Origin of the sequence: Photorhabdus asymbiotica, from assembly GCF_003634575.1 — a bacterium.
In the GTDB taxonomy this organism is placed as follows: domain Bacteria; phylum Pseudomonadota; class Gammaproteobacteria; order Enterobacterales; family Enterobacteriaceae; genus Photorhabdus; species Photorhabdus asymbiotica.
Map to the genome: position 1 here is coordinate 219,937 of NZ_RBLJ01000001.1, position 24,009 is coordinate 243,945.

17 protein-coding genes are annotated in these 24,009 nt (G+C 40.8%); all 17 read left to right on the forward strand.

The window, feature by feature from the left end:
- Positions 1 to 5: 5 nt before the first annotated feature.
- The 17 genes from BDD30_RS00875 (at position 6) to BDD30_RS00950 (ending at position 24,005) form a co-directional block, all read left to right on the forward strand.
- Positions 6 to 1,949, forward strand: a complete 1,944-nt coding sequence (locus BDD30_RS00875; protein WP_015834249.1) for an exoribonuclease II — start codon at positions 6 to 8, stop codon at positions 1,947 to 1,949.
- A gap of 779 nt (positions 1,950 to 2,728) precedes the next feature.
- On the forward strand, positions 2,729 to 3,166 hold the full coding sequence (locus BDD30_RS00880) for a phage tail protein (protein ID WP_041381840.1): 438 nt from the start codon (positions 2,729 to 2,731) through the stop codon (positions 3,164 to 3,166).
- A gap of 130 nt (positions 3,167 to 3,296) precedes the next feature.
- Positions 3,297 to 4,346, forward strand: coding sequence for a phage tail sheath family protein (locus BDD30_RS00885; protein WP_015834247.1), 1,050 nt, complete (start codon positions 3,297 to 3,299; stop codon positions 4,344 to 4,346).
- 60 nt (positions 4,347 to 4,406) lie between these two features.
- Positions 4,407 to 5,582 (forward strand): phage tail sheath C-terminal domain-containing protein, encoded by a 1,176-nt coding sequence (locus BDD30_RS00890; RefSeq protein WP_015834246.1) that lies wholly within the window; start codon positions 4,407 to 4,409, stop codon positions 5,580 to 5,582.
- Positions 5,583 to 5,600: 18 nt separating this feature from the next.
- Entirely contained in the window at positions 5,601 to 6,059 is a 459-nt protein-coding gene (locus BDD30_RS00895) for a phage tail protein (protein ID WP_015834245.1), read from the forward strand.
- The gene (locus BDD30_RS23340) at positions 6,056 to 6,232 is read left to right on the forward strand and encodes a DUF5908 family protein (protein ID WP_015834244.1); all 177 of its coding nucleotides are present in this window, start codon (positions 6,056 to 6,058) and stop codon (positions 6,230 to 6,232) included. Before BDD30_RS00895 ends, BDD30_RS23340 begins: the two co-directional genes overlap by 4 nt.
- Positions 6,219 to 6,902, forward strand: a complete 684-nt coding sequence (locus tag BDD30_RS00900) for a CIS tube protein (protein WP_015834243.1) — start codon at positions 6,219 to 6,221, stop codon at positions 6,900 to 6,902. The genes BDD30_RS23340 and BDD30_RS00900 overlap by 14 nt, the downstream gene beginning before the upstream one ends.
- Complete coding sequence (locus tag BDD30_RS00905; protein ID WP_015834242.1) at positions 6,899 to 8,500, forward strand: phage baseplate assembly protein V; 1,602 nt, start codon at positions 6,899 to 6,901, stop codon at positions 8,498 to 8,500. Before BDD30_RS00900 ends, BDD30_RS00905 begins: the two co-directional genes overlap by 4 nt.
- 12 nt (positions 8,501 to 8,512) lie before the next feature.
- Positions 8,513 to 8,935: a GPW/gp25 family protein gene (locus BDD30_RS00910; protein WP_015834241.1), complete on the forward strand. Its 423-nt coding sequence runs from the start codon at positions 8,513 to 8,515 to the stop codon at positions 8,933 to 8,935.
- Positions 8,932 to 9,348: a hypothetical protein gene (locus BDD30_RS00915; protein ID WP_015834240.1), complete on the forward strand. Its 417-nt coding sequence runs from the start codon at positions 8,932 to 8,934 to the stop codon at positions 9,346 to 9,348. The genes BDD30_RS00910 and BDD30_RS00915 overlap by 4 nt, the downstream gene beginning before the upstream one ends.
- 83 nt (positions 9,349 to 9,431) lie before the next feature.
- The gene (locus BDD30_RS00920; RefSeq protein WP_015834239.1) at positions 9,432 to 13,487 is read left to right on the forward strand and encodes a baseplate J/gp47 family protein; all 4,056 of its coding nucleotides are present in this window, start codon (positions 9,432 to 9,434) and stop codon (positions 13,485 to 13,487) included.
- Between the two features lie 28 nt (positions 13,488 to 13,515).
- Entirely contained in the window at positions 13,516 to 16,536 is a 3,021-nt protein-coding gene (locus BDD30_RS00925; protein WP_015834238.1) for a hypothetical protein, read from the forward strand.
- Positions 16,537 to 16,669: 133 nt separating this feature from the next.
- Positions 16,670 to 18,091, forward strand: a complete 1,422-nt coding sequence (locus BDD30_RS00930; protein WP_015834237.1) for a contractile injection system tape measure protein — start codon at positions 16,670 to 16,672, stop codon at positions 18,089 to 18,091.
- 18 nt (positions 18,092 to 18,109) lie between these two features.
- On the forward strand, positions 18,110 to 20,179 hold the full coding sequence (locus BDD30_RS00935) for an ATP-binding protein (RefSeq protein ID WP_015834236.1): 2,070 nt from the start codon (positions 18,110 to 18,112) through the stop codon (positions 20,177 to 20,179).
- Between the two features lie 148 nt (positions 20,180 to 20,327).
- Positions 20,328 to 21,218, forward strand: coding sequence for a Pvc16 family protein (locus BDD30_RS00940; RefSeq protein ID WP_015834235.1), 891 nt, complete (start codon positions 20,328 to 20,330; stop codon positions 21,216 to 21,218).
- A gap of 172 nt (positions 21,219 to 21,390) precedes the next feature.
- Positions 21,391 to 23,019 (forward strand): membrane-targeted effector domain-containing toxin, encoded by a 1,629-nt coding sequence (locus BDD30_RS00945; RefSeq protein WP_015834234.1) that lies wholly within the window; start codon positions 21,391 to 21,393, stop codon positions 23,017 to 23,019.
- Between the two features lie 71 nt (positions 23,020 to 23,090).
- A complete protein-coding gene (locus BDD30_RS00950) occupies positions 23,091 to 24,005 on the forward strand; it encodes a hypothetical protein (RefSeq protein WP_015834233.1) in 915 nt (304 codons plus the stop codon).
- Positions 24,006 to 24,009 lie beyond the last annotated feature (4 nt).

The window sequence follows — 24,009 nt, forward strand, 5'->3', positions numbered from 1 at the left end:
ATATTATGTTTCAAAACAACCCGCTGCTTGCGCAGCTAAAACAGCAACTTCATTCCCAGACTCTTCGTGTGGAAGGTTTGGTTAAAGGCACCGAAAAAGGTTTCGGCTTTCTGGAAGTCGACGGGCAAAAAAGCTATTTCATTCCTCCTCCACAAATGAAAAAAGTTATGCATGGCGATCGGATTACTGCCGCTATTCATACTGATAAAGAAAGAGAGATCGCCGAACCAGAATCATTGGTCGAACCTTTTCTAAATCGCTTCGTTGGCCGTATCCAGAAAAAAGAAAATGACAACCGCCTGTGGATTGTCCCTGATCACCCACTGCTAAGAGATGCTATTCCTTGCCGCCCTGCTAGTCATATTACTCATCCATTTCAGCATGGTGACTGGGCTGTCGCTGAAATGCGCCATCACCCATTGAAAGGAAGTCGTGGTTTTCATGCAGAGATTACCGGCTACATTACTGAAAGCAACGATCATTACGCGCCGTGGTGGGTAACACTCACTCGCCATAATCTGGAACGCAATGCCCCCGCCATGACTGCTGATTGCCAGATGAATGATGGTGATCTTGAGCGTATAGACTTAACCTCTCTGGATTTTGTCACTATCGACAGTGCGACCACCGAAGATATGGATGATGCTTTACATGTCGCCAAACAAGATGACGGCAGCCTGAAACTTAGCATCGCTATCGCTGACCCAACAGCCTATATTGCTGTTGACAGCGAGCTAGATAAGATAGCCCACCAACGAGCTTTCACCAACTATCTGCCAGGTTTCAACATCCCAATGTTACCACGCGATCTGTCAGAAAATTTATGTTCGTTACGCCCCAACCTTCGCCGCCCGGCACTGGTTTGCCAAGTTTCCATTCTCGAAGATGGACAACTTGGTGATGATATTGCGTTTTTCTCTACTTGGGTTGAATCAAAAGCGAAGCTGGTTTACGACGAAGTTTCCGACTGGTTAGAAGAAAAAGGTGACTGGAAGCCTTCTTCTGAGTCCATTGCCACGCAAATCTCTCTGCTGAAAGAAATAAGTGATCGCCGTAATCAATGGCGCCATCAGCATGCACTTATTTTCAAAGATCGCCCTGATTACCGTTTTGTCCTGGATGAAAATGGCTATGTACTGGATATCGTTGTAGAACAACGTCGCACAGCAAACCGTATTGTCGAAGAAGCCATGATCACAGCCAACCTATGCGCTGCAAAAATGCTACGTGATAAGTTTGGTTTCGGTATCTACAATGTTCATACGGGTTTTGAATCACTTCAGATTGAACAAGTAGTTGAATTACTGCAAGAAAATGGTATTGATGCAAATGCAGAAGAATTATTGACACTGGATGGCTTCTGTAAGTTACGCCGTGAATTAGATAAACAACCAACTCAATTCCTCGATAGCCGTATTCGCCGTTTCCAAACTTTTGCAGAAATTAAACCTGAAGCAGGTCCTCATTTTGGCCTTGGCTTTGATGCTTACGCCACCTGGACATCACCCATCCGTAAGTACAGCGATATGATTAACCATCGCTTACTGAAAGCCATTATCCAAAAAACGGATGCAGGAAAACCAGCAGAAGAAACCTGTTTGCAACTCGCTGAACGCCGTCGATTGAACCGAATGGCTGAACGCGATGTGGGCGATTGGTTGTATGCTCGTTTCCTGCAACCGCATGCAGGAACAGAGCAACAATTTACAGCGGAAGTCATCGATATTACCCGTGGCGGTTTACGTGTCCGCTTGGTAGATAACGGAGCAGTTGCCTTCATACCAGCCCCATTTCTACATGCCGTGCGTGATGAACTGCAATGTAGTCAAGAAACCGGTACCGTGCTTATCAAAGGTGAAGCTATTTACCGATTAAATGACATTATTAGTGTCCGTATTGAAGAAGTAAGAATGGAAACCCGCAATATTGTCGCTCGCCCTGTTTCCTGACTTCTATCACAGAACCTTTGCGTTTTCTGAATCAAACTACAGCGCTCACGCTGTAGTTTGTCTTTAAAAGTCAGCAATTACACAATAATAAAAAGCCTCTAGAACTTAGAGGCTAAACAGAAATAAATATGAAATCAGAACATTTACAAAAAATTATTTTAATTTATTTATACCCAATAGATTTCGAGTTGCAGCGCGGCGGCAAGTGAACGAATCCCCAGGAGCATAGATAACTATGTGACTGGGGTGAGTGAAAGCAGCCAACAAAGCAGCAACTTGAAGGATGAAGGGTATATACCAGTATGAATAACAAAATTAGCCTCCATGCCTCATTATTAAAACCCAATAACCTGACATATTAAATCTGACAAAAAAAGTATACGTAACCTTCTGTTAACAAATCGCTTTGCTGAAACTCGTCATCATTTATATATCAAAACTTATAACACACCATTTATTCATCCTTTTATAGAAAAATATAACAACGTGTTTATAAAATGATTTATATCGCAATGATTTTATTGATTGATAATTTTAAGTATTAATAATTGATATTTGAAATTAACGTGAGTTGACTATAATCCAACGTGATCATCAATGTGATCTTCAGTTCACCTAGTCATGTTTCTATAAGCAGCAACTTGAAAGATAACGGGTATAGAGTAACCAAAGCAAATCAGGTTAGTGCGGTAGCTATTGTCTATAGCTCAGTACTCATAAAAACAAAACGTTAATCGCTCTTAACATGTAATACACATGAAAAAATAAAGGAAATAATTATGGCCACAACCACAGTTGACTATCCAATACCGGCTTATCGATTTGTTGTCTCCGTTGGTGATGAACAAATCCCTTTTAACAGCGTTTCGGGGCTGGATATTACTTATGATGTCATCGAGTATAAAGATGGCACCGGTAATTATTATAAAATGCCGGGTCAACGTCAGTTAATCAATATTACACTGCGTAAAGGGGTATTCCCTGGCGACACTAAACTTTTTGATTGGCTTAATTCCATTCAGCTTAATCAGGTTGAGAAAAAAGATGTTTCAATTAGCTTGACCAACGAAGTTGGAACTGAAATTTTAATGACCTGGAGCGTAGCCAATGCATTCCCAACCTCATTAACATCTCCTTCTTTTGATGCCACCAGCAATGATATCGCTGTTCAAGAAATAAAACTGACTGCCGATCGAGTCACTATTCAGGCAGCTTAAAGCATCACGATGATTGATATATCAGACGGGACAAAATGATCCTCAAAATTTGGCACAACGGCTACCCGTCCAACTAAATTTACCCTCTTACAGTTCACGCAAAATATCGCACAATACAATTGGAGGCAATATGCCAACAACAACTTATCCCGGCGTTTATATTGAAGAAGACGCCTCACTGTCACTTTCCGTTCGCTCAAGTGCAACGGCGGTGCCCGTTTTTACCGTTGAAGATGACAGTCAACTTCATACTCCTACCAGAGTGAATAGTTGGTTAGAATATCTGACAAAAAAAGCAGATAAAAAATTCAATTCTACCGACAAACTTGATATCGCATTGCGCGCTTATTTTATTAACGGCGGCGGATATGGTTATCTCGTCAAAGCGGGTGAATTAACAAATCAAATTCCAAAACTTAACGATGTCACATTACTGGTCGCGGCTGGAGAAAATATCAAAGATGCTGTGAGTACACTTTGTCAACCGGGCAAAGGCTTATTTGCCATTCTGGATGGCCCAACCGAAGAGTTAAAGTCTGATGGCAAATCCAGAGATCCGTATGATCAAAGCCCTTTTGCCGCCGTTTATTACCCCTGGCTAGTTGCTGATTGGGCAGACAATATTCCGCCAAGCGCGGCCATTGCCGGTATCTATTGTTCAGTTGACCGTACCCGCGGTGTCTGGAAAGCCCCAGCAAATGTCATATTACAAGGCGGGGTGAAACCGAAGTTTAAAGTCACCGATGACTTACAAGGTATTTACAACACCGGTAAAGCCATCAATATGATCCGTGAATTTCCGAATACCGGTGTCACCATCTGGGGCGCCCGCACACTTAAGGACGAAGATAACTGGCGTTACATCCCAGTTCGCCGCCTGTTTAACAGTGCAGAGCGAGACATTAAAAATGCCATGAGTTTCGCGGTCTTTGAACCTAACAGCCAACCCACCTGGAAAGCTGTACACCGAGCTATTGATAATTATCTCTATGCCCTTTGGCAACAAGGAGGGCTAGCAGGAAACAAAGCTGAACAAGCTTACTTTGTGCAAATTGGTAAAGGGATAACCATGACCGATGATGATATCAAGCAAGGGAAAATGATTGTTAAAGTGGGTATGGCCGCAGTGCGCCCGGCTGAATTTATCATCCTTCAATTTTCACAAAATGTAGCACAGTAACCGTACTGAGGCGCGGTTTAACACCGCGTCCATTCAGTCTATTGAATGGAGGAGACAATAATGATAACGGAGATAAAACAGCCGGGCGTCACCATCACGGAAAATTCGATATCCCCGAAATCAGATAATGAATTTATCGGCGTCCCCGTTTTTATTGGCCATACCGAAAAAAATTCAAGCCATAAAACGGCTGTTAAACTAAATAGCCTGATGGACTTTACCCAAGCTTTCGGTGCATCAGGATTAACCTATTATTCAGTACGCCACTTTTTTGAAAATGGTGGACAGCAAGCTTATATCTTGTCACTGGGGATTAATCAACAGCTAAAAGATTTTCAATCATTGATTACCGCCCTGCAATGGAACTGGGTAAAACAAGCCATTGCCGCAGAAAACGAAATCACATTGATTGTTGTGCCTGATATTACCCGTTTTAATGATCTCAGCGCTCAAAAAAGCCTTTGGCTACAACTCTGGCAATCAATACTTGAACTGTGTAAAAGTCGGCGTGGCATCATGGGATTACTGGACGCGCCTGATGATCCAACATTAGCAACTGAGTGTTTAAAACAATTCTCTTCCACTGATCGCCAATGGGGCGCCGTATACTGGCCAAGGCTAAAAAGTACCTACCAAGAAAACGGTACATACATTGTACTTTCACCTACTGCTGCGGTCGCCGCCGTTATGCAACGCAATGACAGTCAGAAAGGCATATGGACTGCTCCCGCCAATGTGGCTTTAGCCAACGTCATCGGTCCGGTACGTTCTTACATTGAAGCTGGAACCTTGCTGAATCAAGAAGGCACTTCGTTGAATCTGGTGCGTAGCTTCCCCGGCAAAGGCATTAAAATCTGGGGCTGCCGCACTCTGGATAACATACCTCATTCTCCCTGGCGTTATATCCAAATTCGCCGTTTGGTTTCCTATATCGAAGCTCATATAACCCAACTTGGCCGCGCCTTTGTCTTTGAACCCAACAACGCCATCACCTGGATGAAATTTAAAGGTCAGGCCCACAACTGGCTACGTCAATTATGGCTAAAAGGTGGATTACGGGGCACTCAGGAAGATCAAGCATTTGAGGTGTTACTGGGTGTTAATGAATCCATGAGTGAAACGGATATCTTGGCCGGAAAAATGATCATGAAAATCAGGCTGGCGCTGTTAATTCCGGCAGAATTTATTGAGCTGAGTCTGACGTTTGATATCCGTAACAATACCGTACCTAGCTAATCTAAACAGGGGAAAAACATGTACAACTTATACACCCCGTCAGTATCTCACCGTTTTATCGCCAGTTTTCTGTTTAACAACATTCCCAGCCCACTTGATATCGCCTTTCAGCGTATATCTGGCCTGAGCCGAGAACTGCAAACCACCCAACATAGCCAAGGTGGAGAAAACGCCAGAAACGTCTGGTTATCCGAGAAGATCCAACATGGCAGCCTGGTGCTGGAGCGCGGTGTTATGACCATCACTCCCCTCACCTTGGTTTTTGATCGCGTGCTGCGCGGTGAAAAAGCCGTGTATGCCGATGTTGTCATCATGCTACTGAATGAAAATGCGTTACCCGTGGCGAGCTGGACAGTCAGTAACGCGCTACCGGTTCGTTGGTCCACCAGCGACTTTGATGCTAATAGCAACACCGTACTGGTGAGTTCTCTGGAATTACGTTATCAGGATATGCGCTGGTTAGGAGTAAAAGCATGACGGTAGAAATTAAAGAACTGATTATTCAGGCTAAAGTCACCGATTCTACGAGTGATCAACTCGCCCCAAGAACATTAGCCCAAGAAAAGCTGGATAACGCCCGTTTGATTGACATAGTGAAACGGGAAGTGTTAGAGGCATTACGTGAAGGAGGCCATCATGAGTTTAATTGAACGTGGTTTATCCAGACTCACCCTAACCGCTTTTAAAGACCGAGAAGGTAAAGTTTCCGTGGGTCGCTTACAAGCCATGTATAACCCCGATACGATCCAGCTTGACTACCAAACCCGCTACCAACAGGATGAAAGTGTTAATCGTGCCAGCCAAAGCAGCCGTTATGTATTATCCCAACCCGCCGGATTATCCTTAGTTCTGCTGTTTGATGCCTCGATGCCCGATAATAACATGCCGATAGAAACCCAGCTTGCGACCCTGAAATCCCTGTGTGCGATTGATGCCAGCACCAAAGTACCCCACTTCCTTAAAATCAAATGGGGCAAAATGCGCTGGGAAAACAAAGGTTATTTCGCCTGCCGAGCCAGTAGCCTGGCCGTCAACTATACCCTGTTTGACCGGGATGCCACACCATTGCGGGCCAGCGCCACTCTATCTCTGGTAGCGGACGAAAGCTTTATTATTCAAGCTACCGAACGGCAGTTAAAATCACCGCCGGCCACTGCGGTTAGCGTAACTGATATGCTCTCCCTGCCTTTGATTGCTTTAGATGCTGGAGCGTCTCTGGCTGGTGGCATTGATTATCTCTCGCTGGCCTGGCAAAACGGTCTGGATAATCTTGATGACTTTACCCCCGGACAAACACTGCAAGCGCGGGGGGATGCATGAAGATACCCATGATAACCCTCAAAATAGGTGGCAAAACGCTCAATCAATTGACTGTCATCAGTCTGACAATAAACCATCAAATCAATGGCATTCCCTCGACCAACATCACCTTGGGGATCGCTGGCGATGCGAGCCATATTTTCGACACCAAAGCCCAAGCTGAACTGGCAAGTTGTCGCCCCAATAATGAACTCACCCTACAGATCCAAAAAACCGTGGTGTTTAAAGGGAGCATCGTTCGACAAGCACTTGAACTGAAAGGTCAAGACAGCATCATTACCCTGACAGCAAAACATCCACTACAAAAGTTAACTCATAGCCTCCATTCACAATTATTCAGTCAACAGAGTGATGAAGCGATTATCAGGAAATTATTCAATCAGGCGGGTATCCAAACAACGATAAAGCAGGCTCCTCAACTTAAAACCGTTCATGAACAAATGGTGCAATTTCGTTGCAATGACTGGGCATTCCTAAAAAGCCGATTGATTGCCACTAATACCTGGCTGTTGCCCGGCAATGAATCGGTTACTTTGATAACACCTAAGGCCCTGAATCAATCGACAGTGCATACTCTTCATCGACAGGCCAGTGCTGAAGATATTGTGTTATTTGCAGCGGATCTCCAATGGAATAACCAATATAGCCCTAAAACGGTGAGTGTACGTGCCTGGGATATTGCTCAACAAAAGCTTTCCCCAGCAATTAATACCCAAAACAGTCAGCTTGGCAGTCATAAATTGGCCGTGGACAGTATCGCCGCACTGGCTGATAAAGAGTGGCAATGGGCTTACAGCTATCCATTAGATAATGAACAAGCCAAACACCTTGCTCAAGGCATTATGAATAACCTGCGAAGCCATAATATATCTGGCAGTTTTGAAATCGAAGGTAATCACCGTTATCAACCGGGGGATGTCTTGGCGTTAAATGGTTTTGGTCAGGGGATGGACGGTCAAGGGATTATCACCGGAGTCAGTCAGATAATTAATCAGCGGCAAGGCTGGCACACCCTATTAACCTTAGGCATGTTACCCGATGTAGAACCGCCGGTGCCTCAGGTGAAAGAGTTGCATATCGGTATCGTGGAAAAATACCAGCAAGACCGCCAATCACTAAGCCGTATCCCAGTCAGAATACCCGCATTAAACTTGACCAAAGGTGTCCTTTTTGCCCGGCTAGGTAAACCTTATGCCAGTCATGAAAGCGGATTTTGCTTTTATCCCGAACCGGGAGATGAAGTGATTATCGGATTCTTTGAATGTGATCCTCGTTTTCCAGTGATATTAGGTTCCATGCATAATCCGAAAAATAAACCACCGTTAGAACCCAGTGAAAAAAATCCGGTGAAAACTTTAGTTATCAAGCAAGGGGATAAACAACAAGCATTAATATTCGATAATAAAGAAAACACGGTGGCACTTAATAGCGGCGAAAATAAAGTCTCTCTGCAACAGGATAAAAACATTACGCTCAATTCAACTAAAAATCTCATCACTCAGGCCCAAGAAATTAATATACAAGCGGAAAAATCTCTGTCAGCCACAGGAAAATCTGGCGTCGATATTAAGGGCGCGAAAATTAACTTAACCCAGTAATGAGGTATTGAAATGACAAGCCAAATATTAGCCAATATTTACGGTTGCGGCTGGAAATTTCCGCCACAGTTTTCTATTGAAACTGGCGTAGAAATGGCCGAAGGTGCCGAAAACGTTCGCCAAAGTATGAAAATCCTTTTTTTAACTGAACCCGGTGAACGAATTATGCGTGAAGATTATGGTTGTGGTCTGAATGATTACATGTTTGAAAATATCAGTGATGAATTATTATCGGAGATTCAAACCCGCATTGAAGAACGAGTATTGCGCTATGAACCCCGTGCTGAAATCACAGATATCCAAGTAACTCAGAAAACAGACTCACCGAATACTTTACATATTCAAGTGACCTATGCCCTGAGAGGCAGCCAAATCAGTCAACAGCTTGAAGGGGTTCTTGAGATCAACGAAGGTCAGGCAAAGGTGAGTCTATGAGCAAACAACTCATTATTGATGGCGACAGCCTGCTATTCGAGCCATTATTCGGCAACCGGCAGGTCACTATTTTGATGCCAGCGACCATCAGAGGCAGCGGACACGCGCAAATCCAAGGCAGAAAGATAGCGATTGTCGGCGATGAAAAAAAGGTACAACTTCAAGCGCAATACATTACCCCAAGCCACCCGGTACCTGGCATAGGCACAGTTACCATTGCTCAATTAGATACCAGCCAGCAAGTCAACTTTTGCCACAGCCCTGCCACAGTGATAGTTGTCGGGCAGCAATTTACCGCTCGATTTACCCCATCACAGCCGGCAATTAATCCGTCAACCGGGCCAGATGTCACAACACCCAGTATGGGCAAAGGCCGTTTTATTGCCAGTCAACATACTATCAACGCCGGATAAATAACTCTGCAAAATCATTATTCAATAACGTTCCTATTCTGCAATAGCTATCAGCAATATATTCAAATAACAGGTGGTATAATATGGGACTCACCGAATTAAAAAATAAACTCTCTGCTATCGTACTCGATACGGATTTTAAACTTGATGAAAGAAGTACACTGGATATTTTAAACTGGCTACAAGAATATGCTAAAAAAATCCCTTTCAATCAAGAGAAAAAACAGTTCTGGGATAGTTTCTATTTTATTCAGGAAAATAGTCCTGAGAAATTAGCCGATCTTTACCAAAACGTTAATAAAACGAATGGCCATTTACCGGCCCATCAAGCTTTTGTTTTAGCCTTTTTAAAACTTTTAGAAACCACCAAAGTATTATTTAATACTTTTCCGGCACGACATCGTGATCTTTATTACCGGGAATTATTAGGTCTAAAACCCAGAAATGCCCAAGCAGATAGTGTTGCTTTAGGCATTACCTTAAATACAGATAACACAGAACATCTTATTCCTAAAGGAACCTTGTTCGATGCCGGGCAGGACAGGGCCGGAAATCCGCTACAATACGCATCAAATGCAGATTTACTGGCGAATCAAGGAAAATTGAGCGATCTGCGTTGGTGTCGAAAAGATAATGATAGCTGGCAATCTGCAATACTACTGAACCACTCAGATAATATTGAATTACCTGAAAACAGTATTCGACTTTTTAGTCCAACGCCGGATGATATTCCCGTTTTATCCGGTTATTTGATAACTTCGTCTTTATTTGCTATGCCAACGGGGGAACGCAGTATTACATTGACTTTAGCAGATAATTGGCATGGTGATATTAAGCACATCACCGCTAAAATCAGTTCGGGAGATCACTGGCTTTCACTATCAGTAAAAAAAGAACAAGACAATAGTATTCACTATCTTAAACTTTATTTATCAACCAATGATGACCCCATCGGTCCTCCTGATGCTTTGGATAATATAGCGTTTGATGTACCGGTATTAAAGCTGGGCACTGTTCAGGGACCTATACTACCCAAGATTACGGGTATTGAAATTAGCATTAACGGCAACAGTAATGTACATTATTCCTCTGATAACGGTATTGAAAAAATAGATGCAGCTAGTTTTCCCTTTGGACAATCACCGTCACCAGGTTCCGGTTTTAATCTGATTGCCCCTGAATGGTATGGTACAGAAAGCGCCAAAATTACTCTTACTCCTCAATGGACTGGATTACCCAAAGAGGGGTTTAAAGAGTGGTATCAAGGATATAGTTCTACCCCCGAAAATAATGCATTTAAAGTACAGGCTTATTTAATCACACCTCAAAAGAGAGAAAAATTTAATGAAGCTCAGTCATTATTTAATGAAAGTAAAGACAAGAAACCACAAGGAAAAAGCCTAACTTTTACCTTACCTGCAATGGATTATTCCTTTGCAAACAGCCCATCATCTAATAACTGGCCCGCATCAATACGCATAGAACTAACCGAACAGGATTTTATGCATGCCCAATATTGGCAAAATCCTACGGGTAAAAAACAGCCCTATACCCCCAAAATGAACACATTACAAATTCAGTTCAGTGCCAAAGTTAAACCCGAACAATTTTCCGTTTATTCTCTCACGCCTTTTGGTTGGGGAAAAACAGGAGAAAATAGAACATCATTAACCCATGATACATTCTATTTAGGTTTTACCGATGTATTACCAGGACAAACTTTATCCCTGTACTGGCAGTTAGAAGGTATTAAAAAGCTCCCTTTATCCTGGTCTTATCTGAATCAAGAAAATACCTGGAGTCCATTGGATAATCAGGTGCATGACCAAACCCACAACCTATTTGATCGAGGAATCTGGCGTACCTCATTGCCACATGATGCTTCAAACCAAGCCTCTCAAATGCCAAAAGGACAATATTGGGTGAAGGCACACATTTTACAAACGAATCAAGCAACCCTGACTGATCTGTATTGGTATCGAAAAGATAATGATGTCTGGAAATCCGCAACACCTCTTAGCCTTTCAAATAACATGAAATTACCCGCAAACGGTATTCAGATTTTTAGCCCAACATCTCATGATGTTCCAGTTCGATACGGCTACCTAATTACTTCATCTTTATTCTCATTCCTCAAGAAAGGACGCAATATCACATTAATTTTAGCAGGAGATAGCTGGGAGGGTAATCCTGAAAACATCACCGCTAAAATCAGTTCAGGAAATCACTGGTTAACACTATCCGTCGAATATCTGAGTAATACTAATAGTCTTAAGTTGCAATTATCAGATAATAATAATGATCCCATCAGCCCCCCTAATGCTCTGGATAATATGACGTTTGACACGCCATTGTTAAAACTAGAAGCCACTCAGGATTTCACTTTGCCCTGGATTTATAAGGTATGCGTTAATAGCAACAATATACTCTCTACCTCTGACAGCTCAGATGCAGCGATTACTCGTTTCCCCTTTGGCCAATCACCATCGTTGGGTTCCAGCTTTAGTCCGAAAATCGTTTTCCCGGAATGGTTTGAATCTGAATACGCATCAGACACCACGATCACGATTACCCCTCAATGGGTTAACCTGCCCACAGAAAACTTTTCATCGTGGTATGACGGATATATTAATAAACCTGCCGATAATAGCGTATTTAAAATAGAGGGTTATTTACTTACTCATTATCAGGGAAAAATCAAACTCACAGAAGCTGAGACAGGAAGCGAAACCCAAGCATTATTCAATGGAAACAATGCACCACAAGGAAAAAGCCTGACTTTCACTTTACCTAATAGGTATAACTTCTATCCGCGCAACCATCAGTCAATGAAGATAGAAATAAAACTCGTTAAACAAGACTTTATGCACACTCAACATAAGAGCAATCCCACAGGCAAAAAACCACCCTATACCCCGCAAATCAGTGCCTTACAGGTGGAATTCAATGCTACAGCTTTCCATCGAAAATTCTCCGTTTATCCTCTCACGCCTTTTGGCTGGGGCAAAACAGGAGAAAATAGCACACCATTAATTCATGATACATTTTATTTAGGCTTGACCGATATATCACCAGAGCAAACTTTTTCTCTGTATTGGCAGCTAAAGGGCCTTAAAGAGCTACCTTTGTCTTGGTTTTATCTAAGTGAAGAAAATAGCTGGAAATCATTAAATAGATCAACTTACAACCAAACCCACAACCTGTTTGAATCAGCAGAACAAAGTATCCTATTACCACGGGATGCTTCAAACCAAGCCTCTCAAATGCCATTAGGACGGTATTGGCTGAAAGCACAGATAGAACAGGAGAAAAAACAGATAAAGATAGCGCTTCCTGATTATTATCCAAGAATCAGGGGGCTGTTGTATAACGCTACCATCGCCACTTTAATCAACGCTGAAGCTGTTGAGCAATCTCACCTTATCAACGGATTGGCTGCTAACAACATTAAACAACCGGTTAACTCATCCGTTGCCATCAACGAAGTTATTCAACCCTGGACATCCTGGAACGGTCGCCCAAAAGAAACCGAGTCAGCATTCCTGGCACGAGTTCCTGCCCGGCTCTCTCATCGTAACCGAGTGCTAAGCTGGGGTAACATTGCCACTTTATTAAAAGAGAATTTTAGTAGCTTATTCGATGTCAAATACCCTTCTGTCAGTGAATTAACCAAAATTCCAGCGCCAGAAAAGCGACAATTAACCATCATCCCCGACAACCGCTATAAAGATAATGATGATTCACTACGCCCAGTATTGAACCAAGCCAGACTGACCGAGATGGTCGAATGGTTAGATCGATTAAGTAGCCCTTGGACAACTATTGAAATTAAAAATCCCACATATGTTAACGTTCTGATCCACTATGAACTGATATTTACCTCGGATGTTAACCCCGATTATGGCCTCCATCAGCTACAACAAGAACTCAGTCGAAAATATATGCCGTGGGGAGAAAATGCAGCTATTGGCGTAACACCCGGTAATCGTATTGACTACTTCCAGTTATTAGCCTCAATTCAACAATCACCGCTGGTTGAACGGGTCACCAACTTAACGTTAAAAAAAGGCAGCCAGCCTACCGTAAGTGAAAGTATAGAAGCCGCCGATGATGAAGTACTGATTTTAGTCTGGTCATAAAAACTTCCCCAACCTAAGGAATTAACAAATGAATAATCGAGATATGCTATTTCCTATCATTAAAGACGATATTACCTTTGATTCTTTATTCGCCCAGGCAAAAGCCGTTATTGAACAACAATCGGGGCAGCTCTGGAATAATACAGGTGAAAATGATCCCGGCATTACTTTATTAGAAGCCTGTTGTTATGGCGCATCCGATCTGGCCTATCGCCACACATTGCCACTGCGAGATTTGCTTACTCCTCAAGAAAATGAACGAATAGATGATGGCATTTTTCCCAAAGAATTTGGTCCACAACAAATACTGACCTGCGGCCCAATTACCGCGGAAGATTACCGTCGAGCTTTGTTAGATTTGCGTAGTGATAACACCGTTGAAGGTTATTTTTTCTTTAATGATGCACAGCTCATTCGTGAACCGGAAAATCAACGCTATTCATATTGGTATAACAAAGAAAAACGCGAATACAGTTTTACTCAAGACCAATACAGCGAACAATTACAGTTAACACTGAGAGGAAACTATTGGCTCTATTTACTTCCCAGTCGGAAAACCCAGCTCGATAACACCCTGGCTGAAGAAAGACTCAACATTTTTCTGAAAGATAACCGAAACTTAGGAGAATCGGTCAGTAAAATTATTTGGCTAGAACCCATTAAACTGTCATTGAAAATTGATATTCAGCTTGATGATGACGCCAAAGATATTGCTGATATATTTGCTAAAGTTTATATGATTGCAGAACAAATGGTGCTTGAAAAACCATTACGTTATACCACTCAAGCGATGAAAGAACTGGGTTACAGTCAGGAACAAATATTTGAAGGCCCTTATTTACACCACGGTTGGATACCGAAATTACCTCAAACCAAAGATTATACTCACCCTACCGTATTAAATCTCAGTCCTTTAATTAATCAGTTACTGGCTATCAAAGGGGTGAAACATATTACCCAATTTACATTGGATAAGCCTGATAAAAAAATTTCTAAGTTACCAAATGATAATTGGTCTTGGGAAATCGCTCCGGGATATTACCCAAAACTATGGGGAGATACTCCATTAGAATTAATTACCTCACCAACAAGCCCACTCACCATCACGGCAAAAGGGGGAATTAAAATTGCTATTACTAAACAACAGATAGAAAAAAACATAATGACAGAACCACTAATTAATACACAGCCAGAATTATTGAACTGGGGTAAACATCGCAAAGTCCTGGATTACTATCCGATAAGCAATAAATTACCCGCTTGCTATGGATTACAAACTAATACCCAACAACAGCTACAGTTGCATCAATTTATGCTGCCTTTTGAACAAATGCTAGCGAATAACTGCGCTGAACTTGCTTTATTGCCAAGACTATTAGCTTTTAAACAACGAGGAAATACGGTACATGGCATTCAATGGCCTTTTAAAGAAAATACGGTTGGTCAACATGTTCATAAGGACATAGTATCTAATTTAAACAATAATGCTACGAAAATCGATAATAATGCCGATGACTACGACAAGGAACTCGTTATTCTAGATTATTTGTTAAGATATTTTGGGGCTCAATGTGCAATCCCACGACTATCACCAGACCCACCACAATCATCATTAACAGAACCTCAGACTAAAAAAGATTTTCTATCTACTCAGCGCGAATATCTGGCTCAACAGCCAAAACTGACTTATCAGCGTAACAATATTCGGATTGATAAAGTATCAGCACTGCAAAAACGTATCGCTGCCCGATTAGGTCTGGGAGGAGAATGTTTCAAAGCAGAGCCTGACTTAGCTCACCTTCCTTTCTACCTCATTGAACATCGTAGGCTCTTACCAGTAAAACCTGATATAAAATTCTATATTGAGCAACAACCTAATTCTCTGGAAATTGAAAATGATAAATTAAAAATCACACAGAAAGATTCAGCGGGTCGGTTACTGCAAGGTCAAGTTATTAACCTGGAATTTCGTGAGGGCTATGATGAATTTACATTGCTAAACTTAATGATAACTGAAGTGACAAGAGATACATTCACCATTAGCATTAATAATAGCCGTGATCTCAGAGACAATCTGGACAAAGTGCAACACGCGTTTGAACAAACGAATAATCTGAGCTGGCACAATAGCTTAATATGGATGGAAGATATGGATTATCAATTGGTTTATGCCAATGGAGAACAACTGGAAAAAGCGGAAAATGAACGATGGATTACCATTAACAATCAAAGTGCTTTCCCTGCTATGATCGGAGAGAATGATGAAATCACACTAAAAATTCAATCCGATTATGAACTTAAAACCAAAGTCGTGCGGCTTGATTATAACAACAAAAAAATTCTGATTATAAAAGATGCGACATCAATAAATAATTTTCCGCCAAAAAGAGAAGCATCATATTATTCTTGCTCTTCTCTAAAAGACAATGGGTACGGATATTCGGATGAATATAAATATGAACTTACTTATATTGATACAGATTCTACAAAAGAAAATGAGTGCTGGATTACTATCAGCGATCCAAATAATTTGTTTTCTCCTGATATCATCGCAGAGAATGACGAAATTATATTGAAAGCTAACCCTAATTATGAGTTTAAAACGCACGTAGTAAAATTTGATCGTATTAATAGACAAATATTACTTAGGAAAAATACAGACCTGGAAAATAATTTTCCATCAGAAAACAACACATCGCACTATCGCTGGCATTTCTCTGGTGAAAAATATGCCCAAACTGACCATTTTTCATTTGTTGTCAGTGCAGTACTGAATCGAGAATTAATTGAGAGGGGCACAGTCGATCTCTATAAATTAGAGTCTTGGGTAAAAACTGAGATTTTATCTGAATTACCCGCGCATATCTCACTCGTTATTCATTGGCTATCATCGGAAGAATTCGAAAAATTTGCCAGTACTTATAAAGTTTGGCAAAATAATGGCGCTCCTTTAGGTGATCACGCATATAAAATTCTAGAAACATTAACACTTGGGAAAAAACCTTCTACTTCAGCAAGAAGGTCCAGCAGCTATATAGAAGCACAGTAATAATTCTTACAGAACATTAACCCATATTTATCTTATAATATCAAACATCATAAAAACAATCTTCAGCTCATTATAATGACATATTTCATACTCAGGTTTCTTCATATCTGTTAATTACAAAGAGAATATTAATATGATCTCAGCACCAAATCTGTTAAATCGGATTATCATTACTATTGAAGCGAATAACGCACAGGCAGCTAAAAAAGTATTGCATGGCTCCCTGCTTAATCAATCCAGTATAAACAAACTCTTTGATTCATACTTTAACCAATATGTTGTTAATCAGACTATCTACCTGAAGACACTCACCCTGAATCTTGGCGAAATACGATTAAATAGTTTTAATTCACAGTTTGTTATTCGGCTTAATACTATTCTGAGTCAAGCATTGAGCCAATATCAGGTAAATAATCAAACTGATATTGAGAAATTTATTTATTACTTATATCGAAAAGATTCTATATTAAACCCAATAGAGGAAATCAATAATCGTGAAATTACTGACATCAATATTAAGCAATTAATTAACCAATTACCCCAGATACAAAACAATTGGACACTATTATTGGCAAAAAGCTGTTTATCCACACATAGCCTGAAAAAACTCCTGGCTATCAAAAAAACAGCTTTATTAACCGCCATTAATCGTAAATTATCTGAAAAGATCAATATATCACCCTATCAGCAGGAATCGGTTTCCACCTGGCAATTGATACTGAATGCGCTGAAATATATACAGCGACATAATACACAGGAAATACCTGAACCCGATGCGAAAGTCATATCACTCATTACAACGGAACTCAATGACAATGCCATTAATACAGCACCAATTATTGCATTATTTCGCCAAGTTATAACCAACCATTCCCCACTGAATAAGTGGCTGGAACAACTGTGGCAAACAAAGCGAATTTCACAGTTATGTAAAAAACAGCTGTCAATTGAAGAATACCAACATCTATCGGAGCGCTTTATTGCCAAACACGGGAATAAAAATAAATCTGATAAAAAATCATCCATGACTTCCGAACCGCTGTTATTACCTGAACACCCTCCACCACGTCAGGTCAATAATGCTGGAATATTAGTTCTGTGGCCGATGTTACCTACTCTATTTAACCAATTCGGCCTGTTTGAAAAACAAAAATTTATTCATCGTCAAGCTCAATTTAGGGCTGTTAATCTACTTGATTATCTCATTTGGGGAAACGAAGAAACACAGACAGAACGAAAAATATTGAATTGCGTTCTGTGTGGGTTAATTGCCGATGAGGACACGGAATCAATCCCTATTGAGCCAGAAAAACAACAGGTAATAGAACAATGGTTAGATGCAGTTATCAGTCAACTTCCTGCCTGGAAAAAATTAAGCCGCAATGATAGCCGCCAATTGTTTTTACAACGCCCGGGGGAATTGCTGACAAATGAGCAGGAAATCAAAATTACGGTACAACCTCAACCATTCGATGCACTGTTAAATAACTGGCCCTGGCCGTTAAATATCGCCAAACTTCCCTGGCTGGATCGCCCTTTATTAATCAACTGGTAAAACATTGACAAGGTTTATATGAAAGAACATCAATATAGAATAGTCGATCTACGCTGGATTTATTCCCATTTGGAGCGCATCGATCTGCTGTTACAACGTCACTATTACCAAAAGAGAGACAAATACGATTCATTGCCAGAAAGTTTTTTGCTTGAAGAAGATGAATTAGAACAACGTCTAGCAAAACCGTTGGGTATTCCTCATTGGCTAACAGCAAATACCGGCGCTGGTGATACAGAAACAGAAAATCATTCTGCTTCCGGCACATTATCACTGCTAGTCACGCGTTTTAAACTCACTGAATTTGAACGTGATGTGTTATTGCTAGGTTTATTACCGCATTTTGACAACCGCTATCATGCGTTATTTGCTACTCTGCACGGTAACAGTAAAAAACAGTGGCCCAGTTTTGATTTAGCGATTGAATTATTTAGCCAACATCAAAGTAACTGGCAATTATTTCAACACCACTTTTTACCGCAAGCTCCATTAATCAATCACCATTTATTACGACTCAATAACCAAGAGGAACCCATTTGGCTACAAACTCAATTTTTAACTCACAATGCAGTCTGGTCTTTTTTATCCGGTCAGCGCGTCATTTTACCTCCCTTAATATCCTGCGCTTACTGGCATATTCCAACCTCACAGACTTGGTATCCACCAATCCTTGGTCATGCATTTGAAAAAATATTGCTGAATGAAACGGACGAAATACGCCCGCTGGTGGTTCTTAAAGGAAAACAGGACAGCGCCAGAGAACTGGCAGTCAGTAATATTATGGGAATTCACGGCATTAACACTTTAACGTTCGATTTATTTCACCTGCCAGATGAAGAGTGCACCACCTCAATACTCAATCTGCTAATAGATGCAATACGAGAAACCCGGCTACATAATGCCTGTTTATTAATCCGTAACTTTTCTTTGCTGGCAGAGGAAAAGAGAATATCGCATAGAGAATTATCAGCTCTACTGAATCAACCCAAATTACGTGTGGTTTGTCTGGCAGAGTCAGAAGAATCATTAGCATGGGTTAAACACCTGCCGATAGTGCAAATTAATATGCCACCGGCGACGCTGGCAGATAAAAAAACGATGCTGGAAGCCAGTTTGCCAGATAATGTCACTAAAGGAATTAATATAACTCAATTATGTCAACGTTTTTCATTTACAGCAGAAACATTACCGTTAATTATCAAGGAAGCTCATCAATACCAAATCCTCCGACAACCGGAAGATCAATTGAAAGAATCTGATCTACGTAAGGCATTAAATTGCCGCGCCCAACAAAATTTCGGTAAATTAGCCCAGCGTATGACACCAAAACGAAGTTTTAATGATTTGGTTATTTCCGCTGACTTAACTCAACAGTTGAAAGAAATCATCGCAGCAATTAATTACCGTGACCAAATTCTGGGCGCAGGTTTTCGGGAAAAAATCAGCTATGGTACTGGTATTAGCGCCCTATTTTACGGTGAATCCGGGACGGGGAAAACCATGGCCGCAGAAGTGATTGCCAGCTATCTTGGTGTTGATCTGATTAAGGTAGATCTTTCTACCGTGGTGAATAAATACATCGGTGAAACCGAAAAAAATATCTCCCGTATTTTCGATCTGGCCGAAGCGGATTCCGGGGTGCTGTTTTTCGATGAAGCCGATGCCTTATTCGGTAAACGCAGTGAAACCAAAGATGCCCAAGATAGACATGCCAATATTGAAGTTTCTTATTTATTACAGCGACTAGAAAATTATCCGGGATTAGTGATTTTAGCGACTAACAATCGCAACCATTTGGATAGTGCGTTTAATCGCCGCTTTACCTTTATTACCCGCTTTACTTATCCCGATGAAGCATTACGCAAAGCAATGTGGCAGGCAATTTGGCCTGAACAACTTAAGTTATCAGATCAACTTGATTTTGAGCATTTGGCTAAACAGGCAAATCTGACCGGTGCTAATATCAGAAATATTGCCTTATTATCATCAATATTAGCTACAGATAATAATAGTGATCAAATTGAAAATAAACATATAGCGCGAGCATTGATACTTGAATTAAATAAAACGGGCCGATTGATTTTTTAATCATTTATACCCAATAAATTTCGAGTTGCAGCGCGGCGGCAAGTGAACGAATCCCCAGGAGCATAGATAACTATGTGACTGGGGTGAGTGAAAGCAGCCAACAAAGCAGCAACTTGAAGGATGAAGGGTATATAGAATTGGAGTGAATATGACAAATATAATTAACCCTAATAATGCGATTCTTGAAGTTAATAACGCATTAAATGATATTTTATCTCAGTATTTAACTAATATTGATATCCGCTTTGATCTACCAGAAATAAATTCAATCCCATCAACCCCTACAGTGAGTATATTTCTTTATGATATACATGAAGACCTACAATTACGTTCTGCTGAACCAAGAAGTTATCATCCTACCACCAGCTCATTATTGCCGGGATGGGTAAATATTAATTATAACTATTTAATTACTTACTGGCATTCAAGTAATCCATCAAGCGACAGTTCTACCCCTGATAGTCAACCCAATAATCAAGCGGCACAAGTCATGACTGCTATTTTAAATGCATTGGTTAACAACCGACAATTACCTAAAATTCCTGGCGCATATACCAGAGTCATTCCACCTCAAGAAAATCTAAATAGCTTAGGTAACTTTTGGCAAGCGCTTGGCAATCGCCCTCGCCTTTCTTTATTATATTCAATTACCGCACCGGTAAAACTGCAAAATATTAAAGATGTCATAAAGCCCATTAGCCAAATTTCCACTTCTGTGGATCAAAAATCAAATCTGGATAATTCGCAAATCAACCAAGCCTTATTTAGCAAATTGGGTGCCGATTTAGGTGGCACACAAGATGTTCGTCTTGCTCTTGCGAAAGTGAATCTGACAACCAAACCTGCTAAAGAAAATAATGAAAATCAAAATAATAAAAATGTAATTATTGAAGTTTCTGGCATTACCCATTTGGATTATTTACCCAGAATAAAAGGTATTCTTTCAACATGGGTAAATAGTCATAGTGCTGTTGTTAGGATAAATGATATTGGTATTATTGTTTCAGAATATAAATATGATAAATTAACAGGCGTTTAAAATCTCTATTGATAAAAAACCATTTCAGTACTAATTAATGTTTTTTATAAAATCACTTTATTTATATATTAAAATACACTTAACTTTATTTTTAAAAAATAAAATGACAAGAATCAATCCATATAGTATTTATTTCCAACATGCCTCTTACTGAAAATTCACAGGTGATAATATGGTATTTGAGCACGATAAAACCGTCGAAAGAAAAAGAAAACCGTCGATACAATTAGGCAATGATAAAGAGAAATCATCTGAACAGGCACTCGAATTGCCTCAAAGTAAGCAGAATAATCCATTACTCCATGACCTCATCACCAGCAATAATTTACGTAAAGAGGCTGCGGTCTTTGCCAAACAAATTGGTCCCTCCTATCAGGGAATTCTGGATGGACTTGAGCATCTCCATAATCTAAGTGGGAATGAGCAATTGACGGCAGGTTTCGAATTGCATCGACGCATTACCCGCTACCTTGAAGAACATCCTGATTCTAAACGTAATGCTGCCCTGAGAAGAACACAGACGCAATTGGGGGATTTGATGTTTACCGGAACGTTGCAGGAAGTACGCCACCCATTATTGGAAATGGCGGAAACCCGTCCTGCAATGGCATCACAGATCTACCAGATTGCCCGTGATGAAGCCAAAGGTAATACACCTGGGCTGACCGATCTGATGGTACGCTGGGTGAAAGAAGATCCCTATCTTGCGGCCAAATCAGGCTATCAGGGGAAAATTCCTAACGATCTACCTTTTGAACCTAAATTCCATGTCGAGCTAGGCGATCAATTTGGTGAATTCAAAACGTGGTTGGATACTGCCCAAAATCAAGGGTTACTGACTCATACCCGGCTTGATGAACAGAATAAACAGGTCCATCTTGGCTACAGCTATAACGAACTGCTAGATATGACCGGAGGAGTTGAAAGCGTGAAGATGGCGGTCTATTTCCTTAAAGAGGCAGCCAAACAAGCCGAACCCGGTTCTGCCAAATCACAAGAGGCAATTTTACTCAACCGATTCGCTAATCCTGCCTATCTGACCCAACTGGAACAAGGCAGATTGGCACAAATGGAAGCAATATATCACAGCTCGCATAACACGGATGTGGCTGCCTGGGATCAGCAATTTTCCCCGGATGCGCTGACGCAATTTAATCATCAACTGGACAACAGCGTGGATCTGAACAGCCAGTTGTCTTTTTTACTTAAAGATCGTCAAGGATTACTGATCGGTGAAAGTCATGGCTCAGATCTGAACGGATTACGTTTTGTCGAAGAGCAGATGGATGCATTAAAAGCGCATGGCGTGACAGTCATTGGTCTGGAGCACTTACGCTCAGATTTAGCTCAACCATTGATAGATAAATTCCTGACAAGTGAGAATGAACCCATGCCGGCTGAATTGGCCGCAATGCTTAAGACCAAACATTTATCTGTGAATTTGTTTGAACAAGCCAGAAGTAAGCAGATGAAAATCATTGCCCTAGATAACAACAGTACAACGCGTCCAGCCGAAGGCGAACACAGCCTGATGTATCGTGCTGGTGCCGCGAATAACGTGGCGGTTGAGCGTTTACAACAATTGCCTGCGGAAGAGAAGTTTGTTGCCATTTATGGTAATGCTCATCTGCAATCCCATGAAGGTATTGATCACTTTTTACCAGGCATTACCCATCGTCTTGGTTTACCGGCTCTCAAGGTAGACGAAAATAATCGCTTTACCGCTCAGGCTGACAATATTAATCAACGCAAATGTTATGATGATGTGGTTGAAGTATCCCGTATTCAATTAACATCTTAGCTACCGTGCAATCGCTAATATAACAAGACCCAAGATGAATACTTCTCACTAAAAACTTATAGGTGCTAATTATGGTGTATGAATACGCTAAAACCAATGATAGAAAAAGAAAACTCTCAACACAGTCAGATAATTATGAAGAAAAATCATTTTCTCCCGTATTAGATTTATCCAGAAACAATCAAAATACGCCTAATATGGAAGATGAATATGAAACACCGCAGAATTTTATTAATAGAACTGGTCGAGAAAAACTATTCCGTGCAATCCGTATGGTAGCCTCGAATAAACGCGATCCCATTACAAAAGATCAAGTATCCGTGCCACCTGATGGTAATCTATTTACCGAACTTAAAGATAAACATCTGGATAGAGCCGCGGAATATAAAAAATTAAAAACATGGCCAACACATGCTTCAATTATAGCAACCTCTCCCAGTGCTAATACCCCTATTGCACAACATGTTTCCGGTGATGATGCATTAAGCCCTTATATCTCTACAGGTGACAAACCAGGGGCCGTGCAAAATACGGTAAGGAATTGGAATGGGATTGGACCCGCATCAGAAAGAAGACTGAGACCAGAAAAAACATGGTCTCCAATAATAGAGATCGACGTTAATAAGCTGCCTGACACCACTAAAATCTTCGATCTGAATAAACCAAATAATACCTTCTTTAGTACCACCAATAGCGACATTGCTCAAAACGCCTTTGCAGACAAAGAAGTGCTAATTTCACCAGAAATTCCAGGCCTCGCTATTACACGTGTAATTAATGATCCAGAAGAGATCAAACAGATTGCTAATCTTAATCCAAGCCAATCGCTTATAGAGAAAAAGAACACCATACCAGAAGAAAAAATAATCTTTGAAGAAAAAAAATCGGTGCCAATACACGACAGTGACGCCGATATACCGTCATCATCATTTGTTTTTCCAAAACGCAAGAAACCAAGAAATATAAGATCTCGTACTGATAGTTGATAAT